Source organism: Streptomyces atriruber, from assembly GCF_001418325.1.
Lineage (GTDB): Bacteria > Actinomycetota > Actinomycetes > Streptomycetales > Streptomycetaceae > Streptomyces > Streptomyces atriruber.
The window spans coordinates 1-19,072 of record NZ_LIPN01000092.1 but is presented as its reverse complement, the minus strand read 5'-3'; the positions used below and the strand labels follow the sequence as shown (position 1 = coordinate 19,072).

Genomic DNA, 19,072 nt, shown 5'->3' with positions numbered 1-19,072 from the left:
CGGCGTGCGCGTACGGTACGTCCACCGCGGCTACTTCCCGGCCCGTGCCGGGGCCGAACTGATGACGCAGTACCTCGCCGCGGCGATGAGCAGGCTCGGCTGGGAGGCCGGGGTGTACTCGAACCCGGTCGACGAGGACACCGCGACGTTCATGCGGAGCGCGGGCGTGAGCATCCAGCCGCTGCCCGCCACGCCCGACGACACCGACCGGGCCGACCTCGTCCACGCCATCGACGCCTGCCACCCGCAGGACATCGCCACCGGGCTGGACTTCGCCCGCGCCTGGGGCGTGCCGTTCGCGGTCACCCCCGCGTCCGCCCCCGACGTCTGGCCGGACCGCGAGACCGTACTCGACGGATGCCGGCACGCGGACGCCGTCTTCGCCCTGTCCGTGGCGGAGCGCGACATGCTCCGCGACGCCGGTGTCGACGGACGGCGACTGCACATCATCGGCCAGGGACCGCATCTGCCGGGAACCCCCGATCCCGACCGGTTCCGCCGCGAGAACGGCATCGAAGGGCCTGTGGTGCTCTTCCTGGGGCGCAAGATGCGGTCCAAGGGCTACGTGACGCTCCTGGAGGCCACCGAGCAGATCTGGCGGGAACACCCGGACGCGACCTTCGTGTTCCTGGGGCCCCGCTGGGACGACGACTGCGCGGAACAGTTCGCCCGGCACGCCGACCGCCGCGTCATCGAGCTCGGCATGGTCGACGAGGACGTCAAGCACAGCGCCCTCGCCGCCTGCGAGTTGCTGTGCGTGCCCTCCACCGTCGACCTCTTCCCCCTCGTGTACGTGGAGGCGTGGGCCTGCCGCAAACCCGTCGTCGCGTCCACCTTCCTCGGCAGCGGGGAGATCGTCGCCCACGGACGCGACGGCCTGCTCGTCCGCCCCACCGCCCCGACCGTCGCCGAGGCGGTCAACCGGCTCCTCGCCGATCCGTCCGAACGCCGTGCCATGGGAGAGCGCGGCCACGACAAGGTGCGCCGTGAACTCGGCTGGGACGCGGTCGCCGACCGGGTCCACACCGTCTACCACACGCTGATCGCCGCCCGGAAGCAAACGGAGAAGGCCCGATGAGAGCAGTGGTACTGGCCGGAGGTGTGGGCCGTCGGTTGCGGCCGCACACCCTGACCATCCCCAAACCCCTCGTACCCATCGACGGCATACCGATCCTGCACATCATCCTGACGCAGTTGCAGAGTGCCGGCTTCACCCATGTGTCGCTCTCGCTCGGCCACCAGGCCCACATGATCGAGGCGAGCTTCGGCGGCAACCGCTGGGCCGACCTGGAACTCGACTTCTTCCTGGAGGAGGAGCCGCTGGGCACGGCGGGACCGCTCGCGCTGCTGCCGCCCTTCGAGGACTCCACCCTCGTGATGAACGCGGACCTGCTCACCGACATCGACTTCGCCGACCTGATCACCCGGCACAAGAAGTCGGAGGCCGCCGCCACCGTCGCGCTCAGCCGCCAGCACATCGACATCGCGCACGGAGTGGTGGAACTCGACGAGGACCACCGGGTGACCGACTTCCGCGAGAAGCCCCGGCTGAGCTTCCTCGTCAGCGGAGGCATCTACGTGCTCGAACCCACCCTGCGGCGGCTGCTGCCGACCCGGGGCCGGGACGACATGCCCGCCCTGCTGGACCGCGCCAGGGACGAGGGCGAGCGCATCGAGGGCCATGTCATCGAGGGCGACTGGCACGACATCGGCACGCCCGAGCAACTGAACCGGGCCACCGCGGCCTTCCGCGCCGACCGGGTCCGCTACCTGGGCCGTCGCGCCGCCGCCGAACTGGGCGCGGGCACCGGCGCGTTCCAGGAGGTGGGCTCCGGATGACGGCCTTCGACATCGCGCTGTACCGCCCGCAGATCGGCCGGGCCGAGATCGAGGCGGTCACCCAGGTCCTGCGCTCCGGATGGCTGTCGTCCGGGCCCGTCACCGAGGACTTCGAGGGCAAGTACGCGGCCGCGCTCGGCGTCGGGTCCGCGGTCGCCGTCAGCAGCGGCACCGCCGCCCTGCACCTGGCCGTCCTGAGCCTGGGCCTCGGCCCTGGCGACGAGGTCGTGCTGCCCTCGCTGAACTTCGTCTCGGCCGCCGCCTGCGTCGCCCTGTCCGGCGCCACCCCGGTGTTCGCCGACATCAAGGGCCCGCACGACCTGTGCCTCGACCCCGAGGACGCCGCGCGCAGGATCACCCCGCGCACCCGGGCGATCGTCGTCATGCACTACGGCGGATACTCGGCCGACCTGACGGCCCTCGCCCGGCTGGCCCGCGACCACGGTCTCGCCCTCATCGAGGACTGCGCCCACGCCCCCGTCACCGACTCGGCCCACGGAATGCTGGGCACGGTCGGCGACATCGGCTGCTTCAGCTTCTTCGCCACGAAGAACCTGGCCATGGGCGAGGGCGGCATGGTCGTCGCCCGCGACCCCGCCGTGGCCGACCGCATCCGGCGGCTGCGCTCCCACGCCCTGACCGTCAGCGCCCAGCAGCGCCACCGCGGCGGGCCCTCCCTGTACGACGTCGACACCCTCGGCCTCAACTACCGGCCCACCGAGATCGGCTGCGCCCTCGGGCGCGTCCAGCTCGATGCCCTGCCCGCCGGACAGCTCCGCCGACAGGACGCGGTCCGGATGTACCGCGAGCAGCTGGCTCCGCTGCCCGGGATCACCGTGCCGTACGCCGACCGGCCGGTGGAGGAGAGCGCCCACCACCTGTTCGCGGTCGTGCTGCCCGAGGGTACCGACCGCGAGGAGCTGCAGGACCGGCTGCGCGCGGCCCGGATCCAGAGCGGTGTGCACTATCCGCCCACCCATCTGTTCACCGCCTACCAGGAGCGCGCCGGGGGAGGGGAGTGCCGGCTGCCCGTCACCGAGGACGTCATGGCACGCCAGCTCTCCCTGCCGCTGCACCCGGGCATCGGCAAGGACGAGGTCCAGCAGGTCGCCGAGGCGGTGAGCGCCGCATGGCCGAGGACACCGTGAGCGGCGGCCGCGTCACCTTCGCCGACGGGGCCCTGTTCCGCGACGGGCAGCCCTTCGTCAGCGTCGGCGTCAACTACCACCCCTCGCCGACGGGGTGCGACTACTGGCGGGAGTGGGACGGCGCCCGCATCGACGACGACTTCCGCCGGATGGCCGAGGCGGGCCTGAACACCGTGCGGTTCTTCGTCTTCTGGGCCGACTTCGAACCCAAGGAAGGTGTCTACGACCCGACGGCGACCGACCGGCTGCAGGAGCTGGCCCGGACCGCCGACCGGCACGGACTGCTGTGCCTGCCCTCGCTGTTGACGATATGGATGAACGGCCAGCGGTTCGACCTGCCGTGGCGCGACGGCAGGGACCTGTGGCGCGACGCGGACCTGCGCGAGCGGCAGCGGGCCTTCGTCCAGCACATCGCCGCCGAGCTGCGGAACGAGCCGAACATCCTCGCCTACGACCTGGGCGACGAGGTGATCCACGTCGACTCCAGGTCGTCCGCCACCCTCGACGCCGAAGAGGTGCGGGCGTGGTGGGGGATGCTCGCGACGGCCGTGCGCGACGCCGACCCGGACGCGCTGGTCCTCCAGGCCAACGAGCCCTCCGCGGTGCTCGGCGGCCATGCCTTCCGCCCGGAGAACGCCGACCACCTCGACATGGTGGGACTGCACGGATTCCCGGTGTGGACGCCGTTCCACATCGAGTCCGTCGCGGCCCGCAAGGCCACGGCCTTCGTGCCCTACCTCGTGCGGCGCGGGAGCGCCCACCGTCCGGTGTACGTCGACGAGTTGGGCAGCTACGGCTGCGACGAGACCACGGCCGCGCGGTATCTGCGGGCCGCCGCCCACTCCGCCTTCGCGGCCGGTGCGGTCGGCACCGCGGTCTGGTGCTGGCAGGACTTCACCACCGAGCGCAAGCCCTACGCCCTGCGACCCAACGAACGGCGCGTCGGTCTGCTGGCCGAGGACGGCAGGGAGAAGGACGCCCTGACCGAGTACCGGGCGTTCACCGAGCTCGTGACCGGCGACCTGGCCGGGTTCAGGCCGCTGCCCGCCCCGGTCGGCGTCTTCCTCCCCGAGACCGAGCCGCAGGACGAGGCCGGATACCTCGCGCCCACGGGGAGTGACGCGCCCGCCCCCTTCTATGCCCATCTGCTCCTCCAACAGGCCCACCTGCCGTACGAGTTCATGGGCCGCGACGCGGAACTGGAACGGCACGCGCTGGTGGTCTGCCCATCGGCGCGTCAGCTGTCGCTGCCCGACCGCCACCGCCTGGCGCGGTACGTCAGGTCCGGGGGAGTGCTGCTGTACTCCACCGGCAGCCTGCTCGACGCCGCCGGTGACGAGGAACTGTTCGGCATCCGCGTGCGGGACTTCACCCGGGCCGAGGACACCCACGACGGGTTCACCTGGGCAGGCGTGCGCTTCCCGCTGCGCTGGGAGGACGGCCCGATCCCGGTGATCGACGCGGCGGGCGCCGAGACGCTGGCCGCGTTCGCCGACGGCTCGCCCGCCCTGACCCGCCACCGGCTGGGCGAGGGGAGCGTCTACTACCTCAACGCGCCCCTGGAAGCGCAGCTCAACGCGCCCTACCGGCTGCAGGAGGCCGACTGGCACCGGCTGTACGAGGCGGTCGCCGAAGAGGCGGGCGTACAGGTGTCGCTGACCGCGGACGACCCGTCGGTGGAGACCACCGTCCTCGGGCGCGGCGACGCACGCTGCGGTGTGGTGATCAACCACGCGCCCGAACCCGTGGACGCGGTGCTGCGGCGCCGGACACCGGACGGTGCCCCGGAGACCGAGAAGCTGCTGCGGCTGGAGCCCAAGGGGGTGCGCCTGCTGTTCTGGGACGCGGACGGTTCGGAGTGGCGGCCGTGATCATTGATGCCCATGTGCACGCGGGGGAGTACTACCGCCACTACTCGGCCCGCTTCGCCCAGCAGATGACGGCCACCACCGACCTGGCGCCCGAGGACCTCTCCGCGCCCGAGGCGAAACTGCTCGCCGAGATGGACGCCGCCGGTGTCGACCGTGTCTTCCTGCTCGCCTTCGACGTGCGCCGCGTCGAGGGGTTCTCGGTGCCGAACGAGTTCGTCGCCGACCTGTGCGCCCGCCACCCCGACCGCCTGACCGGCTTCGCCTCCGTCGACGCGGGCACCCCCGGCGCGGCCGGGCGTCTGCGCGAGGCCGTGACCGACCTGGGCCTGCGCGGACTGAAGACGGCCCCCTGCTATCTGCGCATGTCACCCGCCGACCGCCAGTGGTACGACGTGTACGAGACCGCGTCGGACCTGGGCATCCCCGTACTCATCCACACCGGGTACACGCCCTCGCGCCAGGCGGATCCCCGGTTCTTCTCCCCGCTCCTCGTGGAGCAGGTGGCCAGGGACTTCCCCGACCTGACCGTGATCCTCGCCCACCTCGGCACCCCGTGGACCAGACCGTGCGTCGAACTCCTCGCCCGGCACGCCAACCTGTACGCGGACCTGTCCATCTTCGGCTCCTACCAGCCGCTCCCGACCGTGGCCGAGGCCCTGGCCCACGCCCGCGGCAGCGGCGTCCTCGACCGGCTCCTGTGGGGCACCGACTTCCCCTTCGCCACCATGACCGGGTCCGTGACCCGCATGGCCGAACTGGCCCGGGACCCCGGGCCGTGGCCGGGCGGCAGCGAACCGCTGTCGCCGCGTGAGTACGAGGCCCTCATGGGAGGCACAGCGGCGCGGCTGCTCGCCTCCGCCGCACCCCACGCCGCGCCGGCTCCCCGACCGAACCGATGACTTGAGGTGCCATGACCTTCGTCCACGGATACGAGTTCGACGCCATGTCGCGGCGTCCCCTGTACGGCGACGTGACGCAGCGTCTGGTCGACATCTGCGAGGCCCCGGACGGCGGCGTCGTCGCCGATGTCGGCTGCGGCTCGGGCCTCGCCACCGAACTGCTCCTGGAACGCTCCGCGCACGTGGGCGCCATCATCGGCATCGACCCCTCGGAGCACGAACTAGCCATCGCACGGCGTCGGTTGAGCGACCCCAAGGTGCGCTTCGTGCGGGGGCGCGCACAGGACGTCGAGACCCTGACCGGTCCGGTGGACGTCGCCGTCCTGAGCAACGTGATGCACCAGATCCCGGCCGCCGAACGCGGTTCCGTGATCGACGGCTGCCACCGGCTGCTCGCACCCGGCGGGCGCTGCGCCCTGAACACCCTGTTCTACGAGGGCGCTGTTCTCCCCGAGACCCGGCCCTTCTACACCCACTGGCTGCGCGCCACCCGCGACGCCCTCAGGGAACAGGGCACGGACCTCGTCCTCGTACGCGAGAAGCCGGTCGCCCTCCAGACGCTCACACCGCTCCAGCACGAAGAGCTGTTCACCCAGGCGGGGTTCTGCCAGACCAAGTCCGAGGAGGCCGTGTACACGTGGACACTCCAGGACTGGGAGGCCCTCTGCGCGTACTCGGTGTTCGTGGAGGGCGCCACCGGGATCAACGACCTCGCCCTGGGCGCCGACGCACTGGTCCGGGGCCTGCGGGCCACCTTCGAGCGACTGGAGCTGAGCGGGGTGCCCCGGCGGTGGCTCTTCACCTGGGGCGTCAAGTGACTGATGGGAGAGGGGAGTTCCCATCCGGCCCCGGCGGCGACATCCCCCTGTCGTACGCCCAGCAGGGCCTGTGGTTCCTGGAGCGGCGCTCCGGTCACCCACGGCACTCCGACCCCGTGACCTTCCGCCTCGTCGGAGAGCTCGACGCGGCGGCCCTGCGGGCGAGCGTCGAGGAGGTCGTCGGCCGTCACGAGGCACTGCGCACCCGTTTCCCCGTCGTGGCGGGACTGCCCGTGCAGCGCGTGTCCCCGCGGGCCGAGGTGCCGCTGCCCCTGACCGACCTGACGGCACTGCCCGAGGCGGAACGCGAGGCGGCGGCCGCCCGGCTCCTCGCGGAGGACCTGCGGCGCCCCTTCGACCTGGTCCACGGGCCCGTGGTGCGCGGGGTGCTGATCAGGCTCGGGCCGCGCGAGCACATCGTGCGCATCAGCCTGCACCACCTGGTCTCCGACGCCTGGTCCTGGTGGTCGGTGATCCTGCGGGAACTGGAGCAGCTCTACACCGCATACCTGCACGGGCGGCCCTCGCCCCTGCCGCCCCCGCCCGCCCAGTACCGGGACTTCGTGCGCCGCCAGAACGACTGGCTCACCGGCCCCGTCTACCCGGAACAACTCACCCACTGGAAGGAGAAGCTGGCGAACGCGACCGTGCTGCCGCCCCTCGCCCTGGCCTCTCCCGCGCCGACGCCCTCCGAACAGCTTCCGCGGACCCGGTGGATGGCTGTCCCCCAACCCCTCGGCGACCGGCTGCGGGCGGCCGCCCGCAGCGAGCGCGCCTCCTTGTTCATGGTGCTGCTCACCGCCGCCAAGCGCCTGCTGCGCCGCCACGTCGACACCGACGACATCCTCGTCGGCACCCGCGGCGGATTCCGCACCCAAGCCGATTTCGAGAAGGCCGTCGGGCTCTTCGTGAACCTGCTGCCCGTGCGGACCCGGGTGCCCGTCGACGCGGACTTCCGCGACCTCCTGCGCCAGGTCCGCCGGAACCTCATCGAGGTGTACACCCACCGGAACCTGCCCTTCGAGCGCCTCGCCCACGACCTCGGGCTGTGGGCGCCCGGGTTCCGTCCCGCGATCGGCGTATGCGTCTCCTTCCAGACCACGCCGGAGGTGCCGCCCGCCCTCGAAGGCCTCGAAACGACCCTGATCAACCACGACCCCTTCTCGCCGTACCCCTTGGACATCGGCTTCTACGAGGACGCGGGCGCGTTGCGCGTCCTGTTGGTCCACGACCCCGGCGTGTACGACGACACGGCCGCCGCACGCCTGCTCGACGACCTGCACGAAGAGCTCGAGGCCGGCTGTCGCGAACTGGAGGACGGATGAGAGCCCTGCAATGGCACGGCGCACGACGGGCGGCGGTCGCGGACGACATCGCCATGCCCCGTATCGAGGAACCGCGGGACGCCGTCGTCCGGGTCGTGCGCAGCGCGATCTGCGGCACCGACCTCCACCCGTACCGCGGCGAGATCGACGGGTTCGGGGTCGGCACGGTCACCGGCCACGAGTTCACCGGTGTCGTCGAGGAGGTCGGGCCCGAGGTGCGCGGTCTCGGCGCCGGTGACCGGGTCGTCGCCTCGGACATCATCGCGTGCGGACACTGCCGGTCCTGTCGCCGGGGCTGGCACTACCAGTGCGACCGGGTGGGCCTGTTCGGCTACGCGACCGTCGTGGGCACGCAGGCCTACGCCGGTGGACACGCCGAGTACGTGCGGGTGCCGTTCGCCGACACGGTGCTGTTCCCGATCCCCGACGACGTCGGCGACGAGCGGGCCCTGTTCGTCGGCGACGTCCTCGCCACGGGGTACGCCTGCGCCGTGGGCGCCGGGGTGCGTCCCGGGGACACGGTGGCGGTGGTCGGCTGCGGGCCCGTCGGCCTGCTGGCCCTGGAGGCCGCCTGGCTGCTCGGCGCCGCCCGGGTGCTCGCCGTCGACCCGCTGGAGAGCCGTCGCGAACTGGCCGCGGAGCGAGGCGCATGCCCGGTGCCCGCAGCGCCCGACGTGGCACAGCAGGTCGCCGACCTGACCGAGGGGCGCGGGGTGGACGCCGTCCTGGAAGCCGTGGGCACCGACGCCTCGCTCCTGACCGCGCTGAACCTCGTACGGCCGCGCGGGGTGGTGTGCGCCGTGGGCGCCCACGCCTCCGAGACCATGCCCATGCCGACGCGGCTCGCGTTCGCCAAGGAGGTCACGCTGCGCTTCGCGGTCGGCGACCCCATCAGCGACTTCGAGCCGTTGATGAACCTGCTGCGAGGTGGCCGCGTGGACCCCACCTTCCTCATCTCGCACCGGATGCCCCTGTCCGAGGCCGCGGAGGGGTTCCGCCTCTTCGACTCCGGCGAGGCCAGCAAGGTGGTGCTGATCCCTTGACGACACCGCCACCCCGCACCGCAACAGAGCTGCACATTCCTGTCCCCGGCGATCAGCCGCACATCGATGCACATGGAGGAACCGTGACGGACAATCTGGCCGCTCAACTCCCGGACCAGCCGGGCGACGCGGCAGCGGCGGCGGAGGTCGTGAGCAGGATCTGGGCGGAAGTGCTGGAGGTGAGCCCCGATTCCGTGGACGTCCACCGCAGCGACTTCTTCGAGATGGGCGGATACTCGCTGCTCGCCCTCCAGGCCATCGGCAGGATCCTGGCCGAGTACCGGGTCGACGAGGTCGAAGCGGTGGAGTGGGAGGGAGAGCTCCTCAACCGCCTCTTCGAGAACGCCACGCCCATGACCCAGGCGGAGTTCCTCGCGGAGAAGGGGTGCGGCGCCCCGAGCGCGGCCGACTCCGCTCACGCGTAAGCAGCGGAAAAGGGCGCCTGGCCGGAGCATCTGCCCCGGCCAGGCGCCCTTTTCGGGCCCTCGGCCCCCTTGGTCACCCCGTCACGGCCGCCTTCGTGAGGGCGGCATCGGCTCCGGCGACGGCGGCGTTGACGGCCCGGTGTGCCTCCTTGGCGATGCGCTCGCCGTCCTCCGCACTCTTGGCGCACACGACGATGCCCAGGGAGGGCCGGTGCCCGGTGAGCGCGCGGACGGTCGACGGGTAGGCACGGACGCCGCGTGCCCACAGCTCGTCGAAGACCGGGCGGATGTGCGCCGTGTACGACGCCTTGCCCGTGAGCCGCAGCGGCAGCGCGTCATGGGTGTAGGCGATCGGGAGCTCGTCGGCCCACCGCTCCGCGAGGGCGACCGCGTGCATGGCGCCGGAGCGCCGGGCGTTGATCTCGGTGACGTAGAGCTCCCCGTCCAGGGCACGGAGGCAGTCGATCGTCATCCAGCCCCGGTAGCCGAGGGACCGGGCGAACGAGTGAACTGCCCTGCCCAGTGCGGAGAGCCGGCCCTCGAGGTCGGGGTCGAGGACCCCGGGGCCGAGGGCGAGGCTGCGGTACCGCAGCCCGTCGACGCCGAGCATGCTGTGTTCCATGCGGGGCTCCGCGCCGTCGTCGACGAGGACGTCCACGGCCGGACAGTCGGTGCCGTGCTCGATGTAGTCCTGCACGGTGAGCGGGAACGTACCGAAGAAGGGCTCGCGCCGCAGGGTCTGCCAGAACCGTCGGACGGTTCCGTCGGCCTCGCTCTGCGCGACGGCCGAGCCGTACCCGCCGACCCCGTACATGCTCTTGACCACGGCCCGGCCGCCGCCGTCCACGATCGCCGTGACCGCGCCCTTGAGCTGTTCCCAACTGGTGACCGAGATGCCCCGGGGCACGCGGAAGCCGGGTACGTGCGAGGCGAGGTCGACGCAACTCAGCTTCGATTCGAGGTACTCGCACGACCAGTAGTGCTCCGGTTCGGCGACGTCCAACCGCACGTCCCGGCCCTGACTGCGGAGCACGGCGGCCAACGAGTAGAGGTCGGGCGAGGCCCCGAAGGAAACGAACCGCACCTCCCGCGCACCGCTGGTCGCGGCCGACAGCGCGGCGAGCGCCCGGTCGTCGCCCAGCAGGTCGTGGACCAGGCGCCCGGTGCGCGGGACCGGCGACACGACGGGTGGGACGGGGCCGCCGAGCCCGGCGTGGACGTGGGCCAGCCACTCCTGGGAGTAGCCGGCCGGGAGCACGAGCACGCGAGGGGCGGCGCTCCAGAAGACACACTGATCGGTGAACCCCGTGCCGTGCTCGACCAGGTCGTGTTCCACACCCGGGTCGAAGTCCAGCAGTTCGCGTTTCAGGTTGAACTCGACGATGTTCGGGATCACCAGGTCAATGGTGTCGGGCATGCTCTCCTGCCTTCCCTGTTCGCAAACAGAGGCTCGACCAACCGGAGTTCGGGGGTGTGCCGTCGGACGGAGGAGAAGGGCGCCGCGAGGCAGTAATCGTGCCGGAGCACGTTTCCCCGTCGACGCCCGACGCGTCACCGCCTGTCGGCGCTCCTAGTAGCTCGAATGCACACCAGGCGTGAGCAGATGCTTTTCCGGGCCGTTCAACGCCGGTGTGAAGACACACATCAGCGTCATGCCGTGCTCCGAGCGGAGCACGTGCGGTTCGCCCATGCCCGGGGCGTACAGCATCCCCGGCTTGATGTCGAACAAGCCGTCCGCCGTCTCCACCGAACCGGCGCCGGACACGCAGTAGCAGACCTCTTGGTGGTTGTCGTACCGCAGGTACGACTCGCTGCCGGGCTGCACATACGTCTCGGTCAGGCTGAAACCCAATGCGTCGGCCTGAACGAGCAGCCTTCGGCTCGTCCCGTTACCCCAGTCCACGTCGCATTCGCTTCCCACGACATCTTCAACTGCGCGAACCAGCAAGGTACACCTGCCCATGGGTCAGTATTTCCGTCAGGGTCGGGTATCGAGTCTATGGAATGGTGCATCGGTATTCCACGGGAAGTACGGGTATGCCCACCTGGCTATGCCCGGCAGGCCGCCCCGGTGAGTGCCGCCCCGGTAAGTGTCGCCCCCGGTAAGTGCACCCTTAGCCGGTGTCCCGGAGAGGGGTGTTGTTTCAGCATCGAAATCTGTAGCTTGCGAGTGGGGCCGTGCAGGCTCCCTTTGCGCTGTTTCGAGACTCTTGGAGTTCAGGAATGACACAGTCACAGGAGAACGTCCGGCTCGACCGCAACGACCTCTTCTCCTCGGCCGAACTGCGCAAGCTGACCCGCCGTTCCAGCGGGCAGGCCCTGCGCCGCTCCGCGACGCACGCCGTGCTCTACGCGATCCCTGTGACCGCGGCCCTGGTCGTCGACACCTGGTGGGCCATCGGCATCGGCTGGGTGCTGGCCGCCGTCGTGATCGCCTCACTGCACAACCTCCTGCACTGCGCCTCGCACGGCACCTTTATGAACACCCATCGAGGGAACCGGGTCGCCGGCCAAATCTCCGGTACGTTCATTCTGGTCAACAGCGCGCTGTACCGGGTGTTCCACATGCACCATCACCGGAACACCCATACCGCGGAAGACCCCGAACCCGACGGCATCATCACCAATCTGCGGGAATACGCAACGGCGATGATCAACTGGGACTATTTCATCGGGTTCCTGCGAATGTCGGCGGCCTCGCTGGGGAACAGGTACCCCTACTTCGTCACGACCGACCGGGCCCGCGCCGCGATCCGCCGCGACACCTGGATCCTTTTCGCGTGGATCGCCGCGGTAATCACCCTGACCGTTCTCTGGCCGATGGTGATGCTCACCGTATACATCATGCCGGCCTGCATCGCCTGGGTCCTCAACAACTTCTCCATCATGCCCGAGCACTACTACGCGGAGCGGAGCGACAACCCTTGGCGTAACACGAATTCGGTCTACACGAAGAGCAAGTGGTTCAGCTTCCTCAACTGGAACACGAACTACCACGCCGAGCACCACCTCTACCCCGGGGTCCCGGCCTGGAATCTGCACGAGGTGTCGAAGCAGGTCCGTGAGCACCTCGCCTGCACCGAGACCTCGTACATCCGCTTCCACATCCGGATGCTGTCCGACATCGTCAGCGGCCGGGCCAAGGAGCAGGACGAGGCCTTTGTGCTCCAGGAGGGCCGGGCGACGAGCTTCATCTACCCGCTGCGGAAGGCCGAATGACGTCGAATTCGGGCAGGGTCAGCGCCGAATGGGCCGGTCGTTCCCGCGCGGCCGGCATGACGCTGAGTTCGCGCAGCATGGCGTTGCGCTGTTCCAGGGCCCGGGCGGTCGTGGGGAAGAGCGCGGCATCGCCCTCGCCGACCTGATCCTGATTCTCGGTCACGAAGTCCCGGGTGTCGTGTTCGTAGGCGGCGAAGCCCGCGGTGTGGTCCCGGTCGGCCAGGGAACCGGCGAGCATGTACGCGCCGACGAGCGCGAGGCTGGAGCCCTGTCCGGTCAGGAACGAGGGTGCGTACGCGGCATCGCCGACCAGCGCGACCCTGCCGCTGGACCAGCGGGGCATGCGGATCTGGCTGACCGCGTCGAAGAACAGGTCGTCCGCGTCGCGCAGGGCCGCGAGCATGCCCGGGACCTCCCACCCCGCGTCGGCGAAGACCGAGGCGACGAGCTCGCGTTGGGCCTGCGGGTTCCGGAACGCGTCGAACGGCGGCTCCGGGTGGGCGAAGTTCAGGAAGGCGTGCACTTCGGCGTTGTCCCCGGTGGCGTAGAGCGCCGCGGCCCTGCCCGGGGTGTTCCACATGGTGACCTCGTGGGAGAGCCCGAAGGAGTTGCGCATGGTGAATCCGGCGAAGCAGTAGCCGAGGTAGCGGTGGAACTGTTCCTCGGGGCCGAACAGGAACTCCCGGGTGCGCGAATGTATGCCGTCCGCGCCGAACACCATGTCGAACGTACGTCTGCTGCCCCCGCGGAAGGTGACGTCGACCCCGTGGCCGGTCTGCTCGAAGGTGTCGATGGAGTCGTCGAAGAGGAACTCGACGTCGTCGCGGACCGCCGAGTAGAGGGCATCGGTCAGGTCCCCGCGCCGCACCTCCAGGTCCCGTCCCGCGGCACCGCCGGTGAGGCTGTGCGGGTCGACCGAGGCCACCTCGCTGCCGTCGCCTTCGAGGAAGGTCAGGCGGCGCAGTTCGATGTGCGCCTCCCGCAGCCGCGGGAGGATCCCCATCCTGCGGACGACCTCAAGTGCCGTGCCGCGTACGTCGATCGGGTAGCCGCCGCCGCGGAGCGCGCTCGCCTTCTCGACCACCGTGACCGCGTACCCGTAGCGGTTCAGCCAGTAGGCGAGGGCGGGGCCCGCGATGCTGGCCCCGGATATCAGGGCCGTGCGCCTCGGTGAGGTGCGGACGACGCTCGGCAGTTCGGTGCGGACGCTGGTCATTCCTTGACTCCTTTGCTCATGGTGCGGGTGACAAGCAGGGCGAGCGCCGTGACGACGGCGGCTGCGGCGAAGCCGATGACGAAGGACGATTCGGCGGGGACGTCCGACCCGGAAGGGGTGCCCGCGGTGAGGATCGCGCCGCTGACCTGCACGCCGACGGCGAAGCCGAGCACGCGCGTCACCAGGACCAGGCTCGTGGCGATGCCGGTGTCGCCGTGGTCGACGGAGGTGGCGGTGCGGGTCACCATGGCCGTGACGCAGAGGCCGTTGGCCAGCGCGACCAGCACCTTGCCGATGACGAGGTGCCAGATCTCGCTGTGCGCGGCCGCCAGGGCGATCAGGGCGGTGACCATGAGCACGATCCCGGTGGTCACGACGGCACGCGAGCCGTAGCGCCGCGCTCCGAGCCCGCTGAGCGGACCGGCCAGCGACGCGGCCACGGTGCCGGGCAGCAGGAAGAAGCCGATCGCGGTGGCGCTCGCCCCGAAGCCGTACTCGTCGGAGGGGACCGCGAACAGCTGGGGGAGGAGATAGACCGGCACCGAGGTTCCGGCGCAGATCACGAACGTCAGCACGCACGACTTCCACACCGCGGGCCGTGCCAGCATGCGCAGATCGACCATCGGCGAGGCCGCGCGGCGCTCGACGGCCGTCCAGCCCGTCGCGAAGGCGGCGAGCACCACGACGAGGGCGCCGAGCACGAAGGGCTGCGAGGCGATGTCGGGCGCCAGTGCCAGCACGAGCATGAGCGTGACGAGCGTCCCGCTCAGCAGGAGCAGGCCGGGCCAGTCGACCCCCGAGTCGTCCGGCCGGCGCGGCTGGTCCCGCGGCATCAGCCTGTTCACCAGCACGGTGGCGCAGATCGCCGCAATCGTCGGCAGCGCGAACATCCAGTGCCGGGACAGTCCTTCGGCCACGGGCCCTGCCGACAGCGTGCCCGCCATCCCGCCCGCCACGAACAAGCCGCTGACCACACCGATGGCCACCTTCGACTCGCCCGGTGGGAGGTGTTCGCGCACCAGGATGAACGACAGCGGCAGCGCGCCCACCATCGCCCCCTGGAGTATCTGACCGAGCAGCAGCACCGGCAGGTTCGGCGCCAGCGCGGACACCAGGCCGCCGACGCAGACCACTGTCATCAGCCGGATCAGCACCCGTTTTCCGCCGTGGCGGTCGCCGAACTTGCCGGCGACCGGTGTGACGAGTGCGCCGGTGATGAGGAGCACGATGCTGAGTAACGCCCCTTCTGCGGGGCTCATGTCCAGTTCGCGCTGGAGGAGCGGGAGCGTCGGTGTCACCACCGACTCCAGGGCGCCGGTGGCGACGGCCAGCATGCCGAGGGCCCCGACAGCGGCCTTCCCGATGCGGTTCGGGGGAGCCAGGGTCGTTGTGGTCATGGATGTCCTTTCCGTTCGTTGCCGGTCCGTTCCATCACGTGACCACCATTACTACACTACACCGTGCAGTGTAGGAAAGGAGGTGGCTAAGATACGGCCATGCCGACCACGAAGACGCCGACCACGAAGACACTGCGCGAGGGGTCCACGCAGAAGCGGGCCGCGATCCTCTCGGCGGCCAGGGAGCTGTTCCTCGCCGACGGCTTCGACCGATCCAGCGTCGATGCGGTCGCCGCCCGGGCGCAGGTCTCCAAGCGGACGGTCTACGACTACTTCGGCGACAAGCAGACGCTGCTGCAATCGGTCGTCGACGACATCGGCCAGTCGATGATCACGACGATCCGGCGCACGTTGGACGACACCCTGACCGACCTCGGCGGCCTCACCGGGCTCGCCGACCTCGAAGACGCCCTGGTCGCGTTCTCGATGCGCATCTCGACCGACATGCTCGGCTCGGCGGAGTACGCGACGCTGCAGCGACTGGTCCGCGCGGAATCCGGCAACCTGCCGCACCGCGGCTACAACACGATGGCCGACACCCCCGACGAGGCGCTCGGCGAGCGGTTCGCCGCCCTCGCCGAGGCGGGCCTGCTGCACGTCCCCGACTCCCGGCTCGCGGCCGACCAGTTCATCGCGCTGACCTTCGGCGTCGCGCTGGACCGGCTCGGCTCCGCGAACGCCACGGAGGACGCCCGGGTCAGGCCGCTCGTCGTCGAGGGCGTGCGGACCTTCCTCCGGGCGTACCGAGCCGCGTAAGGCATGTAGGGCATACGGAGAACACCGGCGGCGGTAAGGAAACCCCCTCACCGCCGCCGGTGTGCCGTGCCGTCGGTCGGATCCGGTCCGTCAGCCGGATCCACCTCGCCTCACGCCCGGCTCACCAGGCCTTCCCGGCCTGCTCCCGCACCGCGCGGTTGATCCGGTTGAAGAAGTTGGTCAGTGCGCCCTCCAGGACGATCGCACCCAACTGCTCCTCGCCGAAGTGCTCGGCGGCCGCGGCCCATATCTCGTCGGTCACGCCCGGCGCTCCGTCCTGGACCCGGGTGGCGGCCTCGGCAAGGGCGAGCGCCGCCCGCTCCGCCTGGGTGTAGAACGGCGCTTCGCGCCACGCGACCACGTTGTGCAGCCGTTCCTCGCTCTCCCCGGCCCTGCGCGCCCCTTCGGCCGAGGCGAAGACACACGGGCTGCAGCCGTTGATCTGGCTGGTGCGCAGGTGAACGAGCGCCAGCAGGCGCGGGTCGACGCCCCCGGCGTGAATCGCCTTGTAGAGGTGCTGGACCGCGGTGGTCACATCGGGGTTCGGCGCGCTGTTCAGGCGTGCTTCCATCGGTGGTGCTCCTTCATCGGTTACCTGTGCCCCTCCGGGCCCGTCATCCCCATGACGGAGCAGTCCCGAGGAAGGTAACGACATGTCCGACACCCGCCAGGCAGACCCGGTCACCGAGGCGTTCGAGGCCCAGCGGGACCGGCTGCGAGCCGTCGCCCACCGCATGCTCGGATCGCACGCCGATGCCGAAGACGTGGTCCAGGAGGCCTGGTTGCGGCTCTCCCGCCAGGACGCGGCGAGCATCCACAACCTCGCCGGCTGGCTGACCACGGTGGTCGGACGGATCAGCCTCGACGTCCTGCGCTCGCGCCAGTCCCGTCCGGAGGCGTCGTACGACGACGGCCTGTCCGAGTTCGTCGTGACGCTCGACGACGGTCCGGCACCCGAGGACGACGCGGTGCTCGCCGACTCGGTCGGGGCCGCGCTGTTCGTCGTCCTGGAGTCGCTGGGGCCGAGCGAGCGGCTGGCGTTCGTGCTGCACGACCTGTTCGCGGTGCCGTTCGAGGAGATCGGCCGGATCCTCGGCAAGTCCACGGCCGCCGCCAAGATGCTGGCCAGCCGCGCCCGCAGGAAGGTGCAGCTGATCGAGCGGCCGACCGGTGCCGGACGGGAGCAACGCGACGTGGTGCGGGCCTTCCTGGCGGCGGCCCGGCGCGGCGACTTCGAGGAGTTGCTGCGGGTGCTCGACCCCGAGGTGAAACTGACCGCCGACACGCCCACCGGCACGGTCGTCGCCCTCGGCGCCACCAAGGTCGCGGCCGGTGCGCGGCTTTCCGCCTCCGCCGCCGCGTCCGCGCTGGGGCGGAGCGTACGCGTCAACGGCCTCCCGGGATTCATCACCTGGAGCGAGGACGGCGCCCCGGCCGCGCTCCTGGCGTTCACCGTCGTCGACGGCCGGATCACCGACATCAGGATCGTCACCGACCCCGCCGGACTCGGGCGGATGGACCTGCCCGAACCGGCGTGAGCCGCTCCCGGATCAGTCCGCCTGAGTGCTCCCCAGCGCTCCTCAGTCCTCCCAGCTCTTGCGCTCGAACGCCGCGGTCCCGGTCATCAGGGTGTGCGGAGGAACGTCCTTGGTGACCACGGCGCCGGAGCCGACGACGGCACCTTCACCGATGGTGACGCCGGGCAGAACCGTCACCGCGGCACCGAGCCATGCGTGGGCTCCGATGGTGACGGGCGCCCGCGTGATGTACGCGCTCCGCTCCGACGCCCGGACCGGGTGGTCGGACGAGATGAGGTTGACCTTCGGGCCGATGAGCACGCCGTCGCCCAGCCGAATGCCGCCCTGGTCGTAGAAGGTGCAGCTCTGATTGACGAAGACGCGCTCGCCGAATTCGGTGCCGAACCCGTGGTCCGTATAGAAGGGCGGATAGACGGTCACGGAGTCCGGAACCGGCTTGCCGAAGATTTCGGCCAGCAGGGCCGCACGCGCCCCCCTGTCATCGAACGGCAGGACATTGAGCCGTGATGTCAGGGCGGTGACGTGCTCGATCCGCTCGGCTACGCGGGCCCACTCGGGAGTGTCGATATAGAGGCGGTTCTGATCAGGCATGACTGTTCCTCGCGACGGGGGCACCGAGCCCCTTCGGATGTGACGGTCGGCCAACCAGGAGTTGGCCCGATTCATCAAACCGATCCGCCTGTGCAGGGATCAAACAACAATGAGGGCGAGGAAGAACAACGTCTGGTTGTCTGCATAGGGTGGGCGCCATGGATGTCATCGCCGTGCGCACCTTCGTCGCCGTCGTGGAGGCGGGGCAGTTCCAGGACGCCGCCGCCGACCTGTCGGTCACTCCGCAGGCGGTGTCCAAGCGCGTCGCCGCGCTGGAAAAGGAACTCGGCGTCCAGCTCTTCACCCGGGACGCCCGCGGAGCGCGGCCGACCATCGACGGCCAGGCGTTCCTGCCCCACGCCCGCGCCTTCCTCCACGCCGCCGAACGGGCCGTCGCCTCCGTGCGGCCAGGACACCGGGCGCTGCGCGTCGACGTGATCGGCCGCCAGCTCTCCCTGGCCGGTCTGCTGCGCGGATTCCACCGCGCACACCCGGAGACCGAACTGGACGTCGTGACGCTGTTCGACTCCGACACGGCCCTCGCCGCCGTCCGGGACGGAATCATCGACGCGACCTTCCGCGCCGTGACGATGCCGGGCCGTCGGCTCCCTCGCGGCGTCGAAGCCACTCCCGTCTTCGACGAACCGCTGCACCTGTTCACCGGACCGGGCCACGCGTTCGCCGACGCCCCGGTGATCCGCCCCGCCCAGCTCGCCGGCCACCGGATCTGGATGCCCGGCAACATGCCGGGCACCGAGTGGGCCGCCTACTACGACGAGTTGGCCGCCACCTTCGGCTGCACCATCGACCCGGTCGGCCCGGACTTCGGCATCGAGCCGCTGCTCGACACCATCGCCAACTCCACGACGCTGGCCACCTTCGTCAGCGAACAGACCCCCCTGGTCTGGCCCGTCGGCCACGACCTGCGCCGCATCCCCTTCAAGGACCCGACCCCGGTCTACCCCCACTCCTTGATCTGGCGGTCCG

Annotated in this window: 19 protein-coding genes; 13 read left to right on the top strand and 6 right to left on the bottom strand. The window is 70.6% G+C overall.

Features of this window, described 5'->3' with window-relative positions; all coding sequences use genetic code 11:
- Positions 1–4: 4 nt before the first annotated feature.
- From AOK03_RS10580 to AOK03_RS10540, 9 genes are all read left to right on the top strand, one after another.
- The gene (locus tag AOK03_RS10580) at positions 5–1,078 is read left to right on the top strand and encodes a glycosyltransferase family 4 protein (RefSeq protein WP_157868913.1); all 1,074 of its coding nucleotides are present in this window, start codon (positions 5–7) and stop codon (positions 1,076–1,078) included.
- Positions 1,075–1,839, top strand: a complete 765-nt coding sequence (locus AOK03_RS10575) for a sugar phosphate nucleotidyltransferase (protein WP_079074620.1) — start codon at positions 1,075–1,077, stop codon at positions 1,837–1,839. The genes AOK03_RS10580 and AOK03_RS10575 overlap by 4 nt, the downstream gene beginning before the upstream one ends.
- A complete protein-coding gene (locus AOK03_RS10570) occupies positions 1,836–2,987 on the top strand; it encodes a DegT/DnrJ/EryC1/StrS family aminotransferase (RefSeq protein WP_055564926.1) in 1,152 nt (383 codons plus the stop codon). Before AOK03_RS10575 ends, AOK03_RS10570 begins: the two co-directional genes overlap by 4 nt.
- Entirely contained in the window at positions 2,969–4,858 is a 1,890-nt protein-coding gene (locus tag AOK03_RS10565) for a beta-galactosidase trimerization domain-containing protein (protein WP_055564925.1), read from the top strand. The genes AOK03_RS10570 and AOK03_RS10565 overlap by 19 nt, the downstream gene beginning before the upstream one ends.
- Positions 4,855–5,757 carry an amidohydrolase family protein gene (locus AOK03_RS10560; protein WP_157868912.1) on the top strand — a complete coding sequence of 301 codons (903 nt, stop codon included), beginning with the start codon at positions 4,855–4,857 and terminating at the stop codon, positions 5,755–5,757. The genes AOK03_RS10565 and AOK03_RS10560 overlap by 4 nt, the downstream gene beginning before the upstream one ends.
- Before the next feature lie 11 nt (positions 5,758–5,768).
- Positions 5,769–6,575, top strand: coding sequence for a class I SAM-dependent methyltransferase (locus AOK03_RS10555; RefSeq protein WP_055564923.1), 807 nt, complete (start codon positions 5,769–5,771; stop codon positions 6,573–6,575).
- Entirely contained in the window at positions 6,572–7,900 is a 1,329-nt protein-coding gene (locus AOK03_RS10550; protein ID WP_157868911.1) for a condensation domain-containing protein, read from the top strand. The genes AOK03_RS10555 and AOK03_RS10550 overlap by 4 nt, the downstream gene beginning before the upstream one ends.
- Positions 7,897–8,943, top strand: coding sequence for an alcohol dehydrogenase family protein (locus tag AOK03_RS10545; RefSeq protein ID WP_055564921.1), 1,047 nt, complete (start codon positions 7,897–7,899; stop codon positions 8,941–8,943). Before AOK03_RS10550 ends, AOK03_RS10545 begins: the two co-directional genes overlap by 4 nt.
- 83 nt (positions 8,944–9,026) lie before the next feature.
- Complete coding sequence (locus AOK03_RS10540; protein WP_055564920.1) at positions 9,027–9,368, top strand: acyl carrier protein; 342 nt, start codon at positions 9,027–9,029, stop codon at positions 9,366–9,368.
- Positions 9,369–9,441: 73 nt separating this feature from the next.
- On the opposite strand, the gene AOK03_RS10535 is transcribed toward AOK03_RS10540, so the two are convergent.
- Both AOK03_RS10535 and AOK03_RS10530 read right to left on the bottom strand, forming a co-directional pair.
- On the bottom strand, positions 9,442–10,785 hold the full coding sequence (locus AOK03_RS10535; protein WP_055564919.1) for an ATP-grasp domain-containing protein: 1,344 nt from the start codon (positions 10,783–10,785) through the stop codon (positions 9,442–9,444).
- A gap of 153 nt (positions 10,786–10,938) precedes the next feature.
- A complete protein-coding gene (locus AOK03_RS10530; RefSeq protein ID WP_055564957.1) occupies positions 10,939–11,316 on the bottom strand; it encodes an ectoine synthase in 378 nt (125 codons plus the stop codon).
- Between the two features lie 275 nt (positions 11,317–11,591).
- Between AOK03_RS10530 and AOK03_RS10525 the strand changes: the two genes are divergently transcribed.
- Positions 11,592–12,587, top strand: a complete 996-nt coding sequence (locus AOK03_RS10525) for a fatty acid desaturase family protein (RefSeq protein WP_055564918.1) — start codon at positions 11,592–11,594, stop codon at positions 12,585–12,587.
- Here AOK03_RS10525 and AOK03_RS10520 read toward each other — a convergent pair.
- Entirely contained in the window at positions 12,559–13,803 is a 1,245-nt protein-coding gene (locus AOK03_RS10520) for an FAD-dependent monooxygenase (RefSeq protein ID WP_055564917.1), read from the bottom strand. The genes AOK03_RS10525 and AOK03_RS10520 overlap by 29 nt on opposite strands.
- Positions 13,800–15,200 carry an MFS transporter gene (locus tag AOK03_RS10515; protein ID WP_055564916.1) on the bottom strand — a complete coding sequence of 467 codons (1,401 nt, stop codon included), beginning with the start codon at positions 15,198–15,200 and terminating at the stop codon, positions 13,800–13,802. The genes AOK03_RS10520 and AOK03_RS10515 overlap by 4 nt, the downstream gene beginning before the upstream one ends.
- Positions 15,201–15,299: 99 nt before the next feature.
- Between AOK03_RS10515 and AOK03_RS10510 the strand changes: the two genes are divergently transcribed.
- Entirely contained in the window at positions 15,300–15,956 is a 657-nt protein-coding gene (locus AOK03_RS10510; RefSeq protein WP_055564915.1) for a TetR/AcrR family transcriptional regulator, read from the top strand.
- A gap of 121 nt (positions 15,957–16,077) precedes the next feature.
- Here AOK03_RS10510 and AOK03_RS10505 read toward each other — a convergent pair whose 3' ends face one another.
- A complete protein-coding gene (locus tag AOK03_RS10505) occupies positions 16,078–16,527 on the bottom strand; it encodes a carboxymuconolactone decarboxylase family protein (protein ID WP_055564914.1) in 450 nt (149 codons plus the stop codon).
- Between the two features lie 82 nt (positions 16,528–16,609).
- Here AOK03_RS10505 and AOK03_RS10500 point away from each other — a divergent pair, with 82 nt between their 5' ends.
- Positions 16,610–17,494: a sigma-70 family RNA polymerase sigma factor gene (locus tag AOK03_RS10500; RefSeq protein WP_055564913.1), complete on the top strand. Its 885-nt coding sequence runs from the start codon at positions 16,610–16,612 to the stop codon at positions 17,492–17,494.
- Between the two features lie 42 nt (positions 17,495–17,536).
- Here the strand turns inward: AOK03_RS10500 and AOK03_RS10495 are convergent, their stop codons facing one another.
- Positions 17,537–18,085, bottom strand: coding sequence for a sugar O-acetyltransferase (locus tag AOK03_RS10495; protein WP_055564912.1), 549 nt, complete (start codon positions 18,083–18,085; stop codon positions 17,537–17,539).
- A 158-nt stretch (positions 18,086–18,243) separates the two neighbouring features.
- Here AOK03_RS10495 and AOK03_RS10490 point away from each other — a divergent pair.
- A partial coding sequence (locus AOK03_RS10490) for a LysR family transcriptional regulator (protein WP_055564956.1) occupies positions 18,244–19,072 on the top strand: 829 nt, incomplete at its 3' end.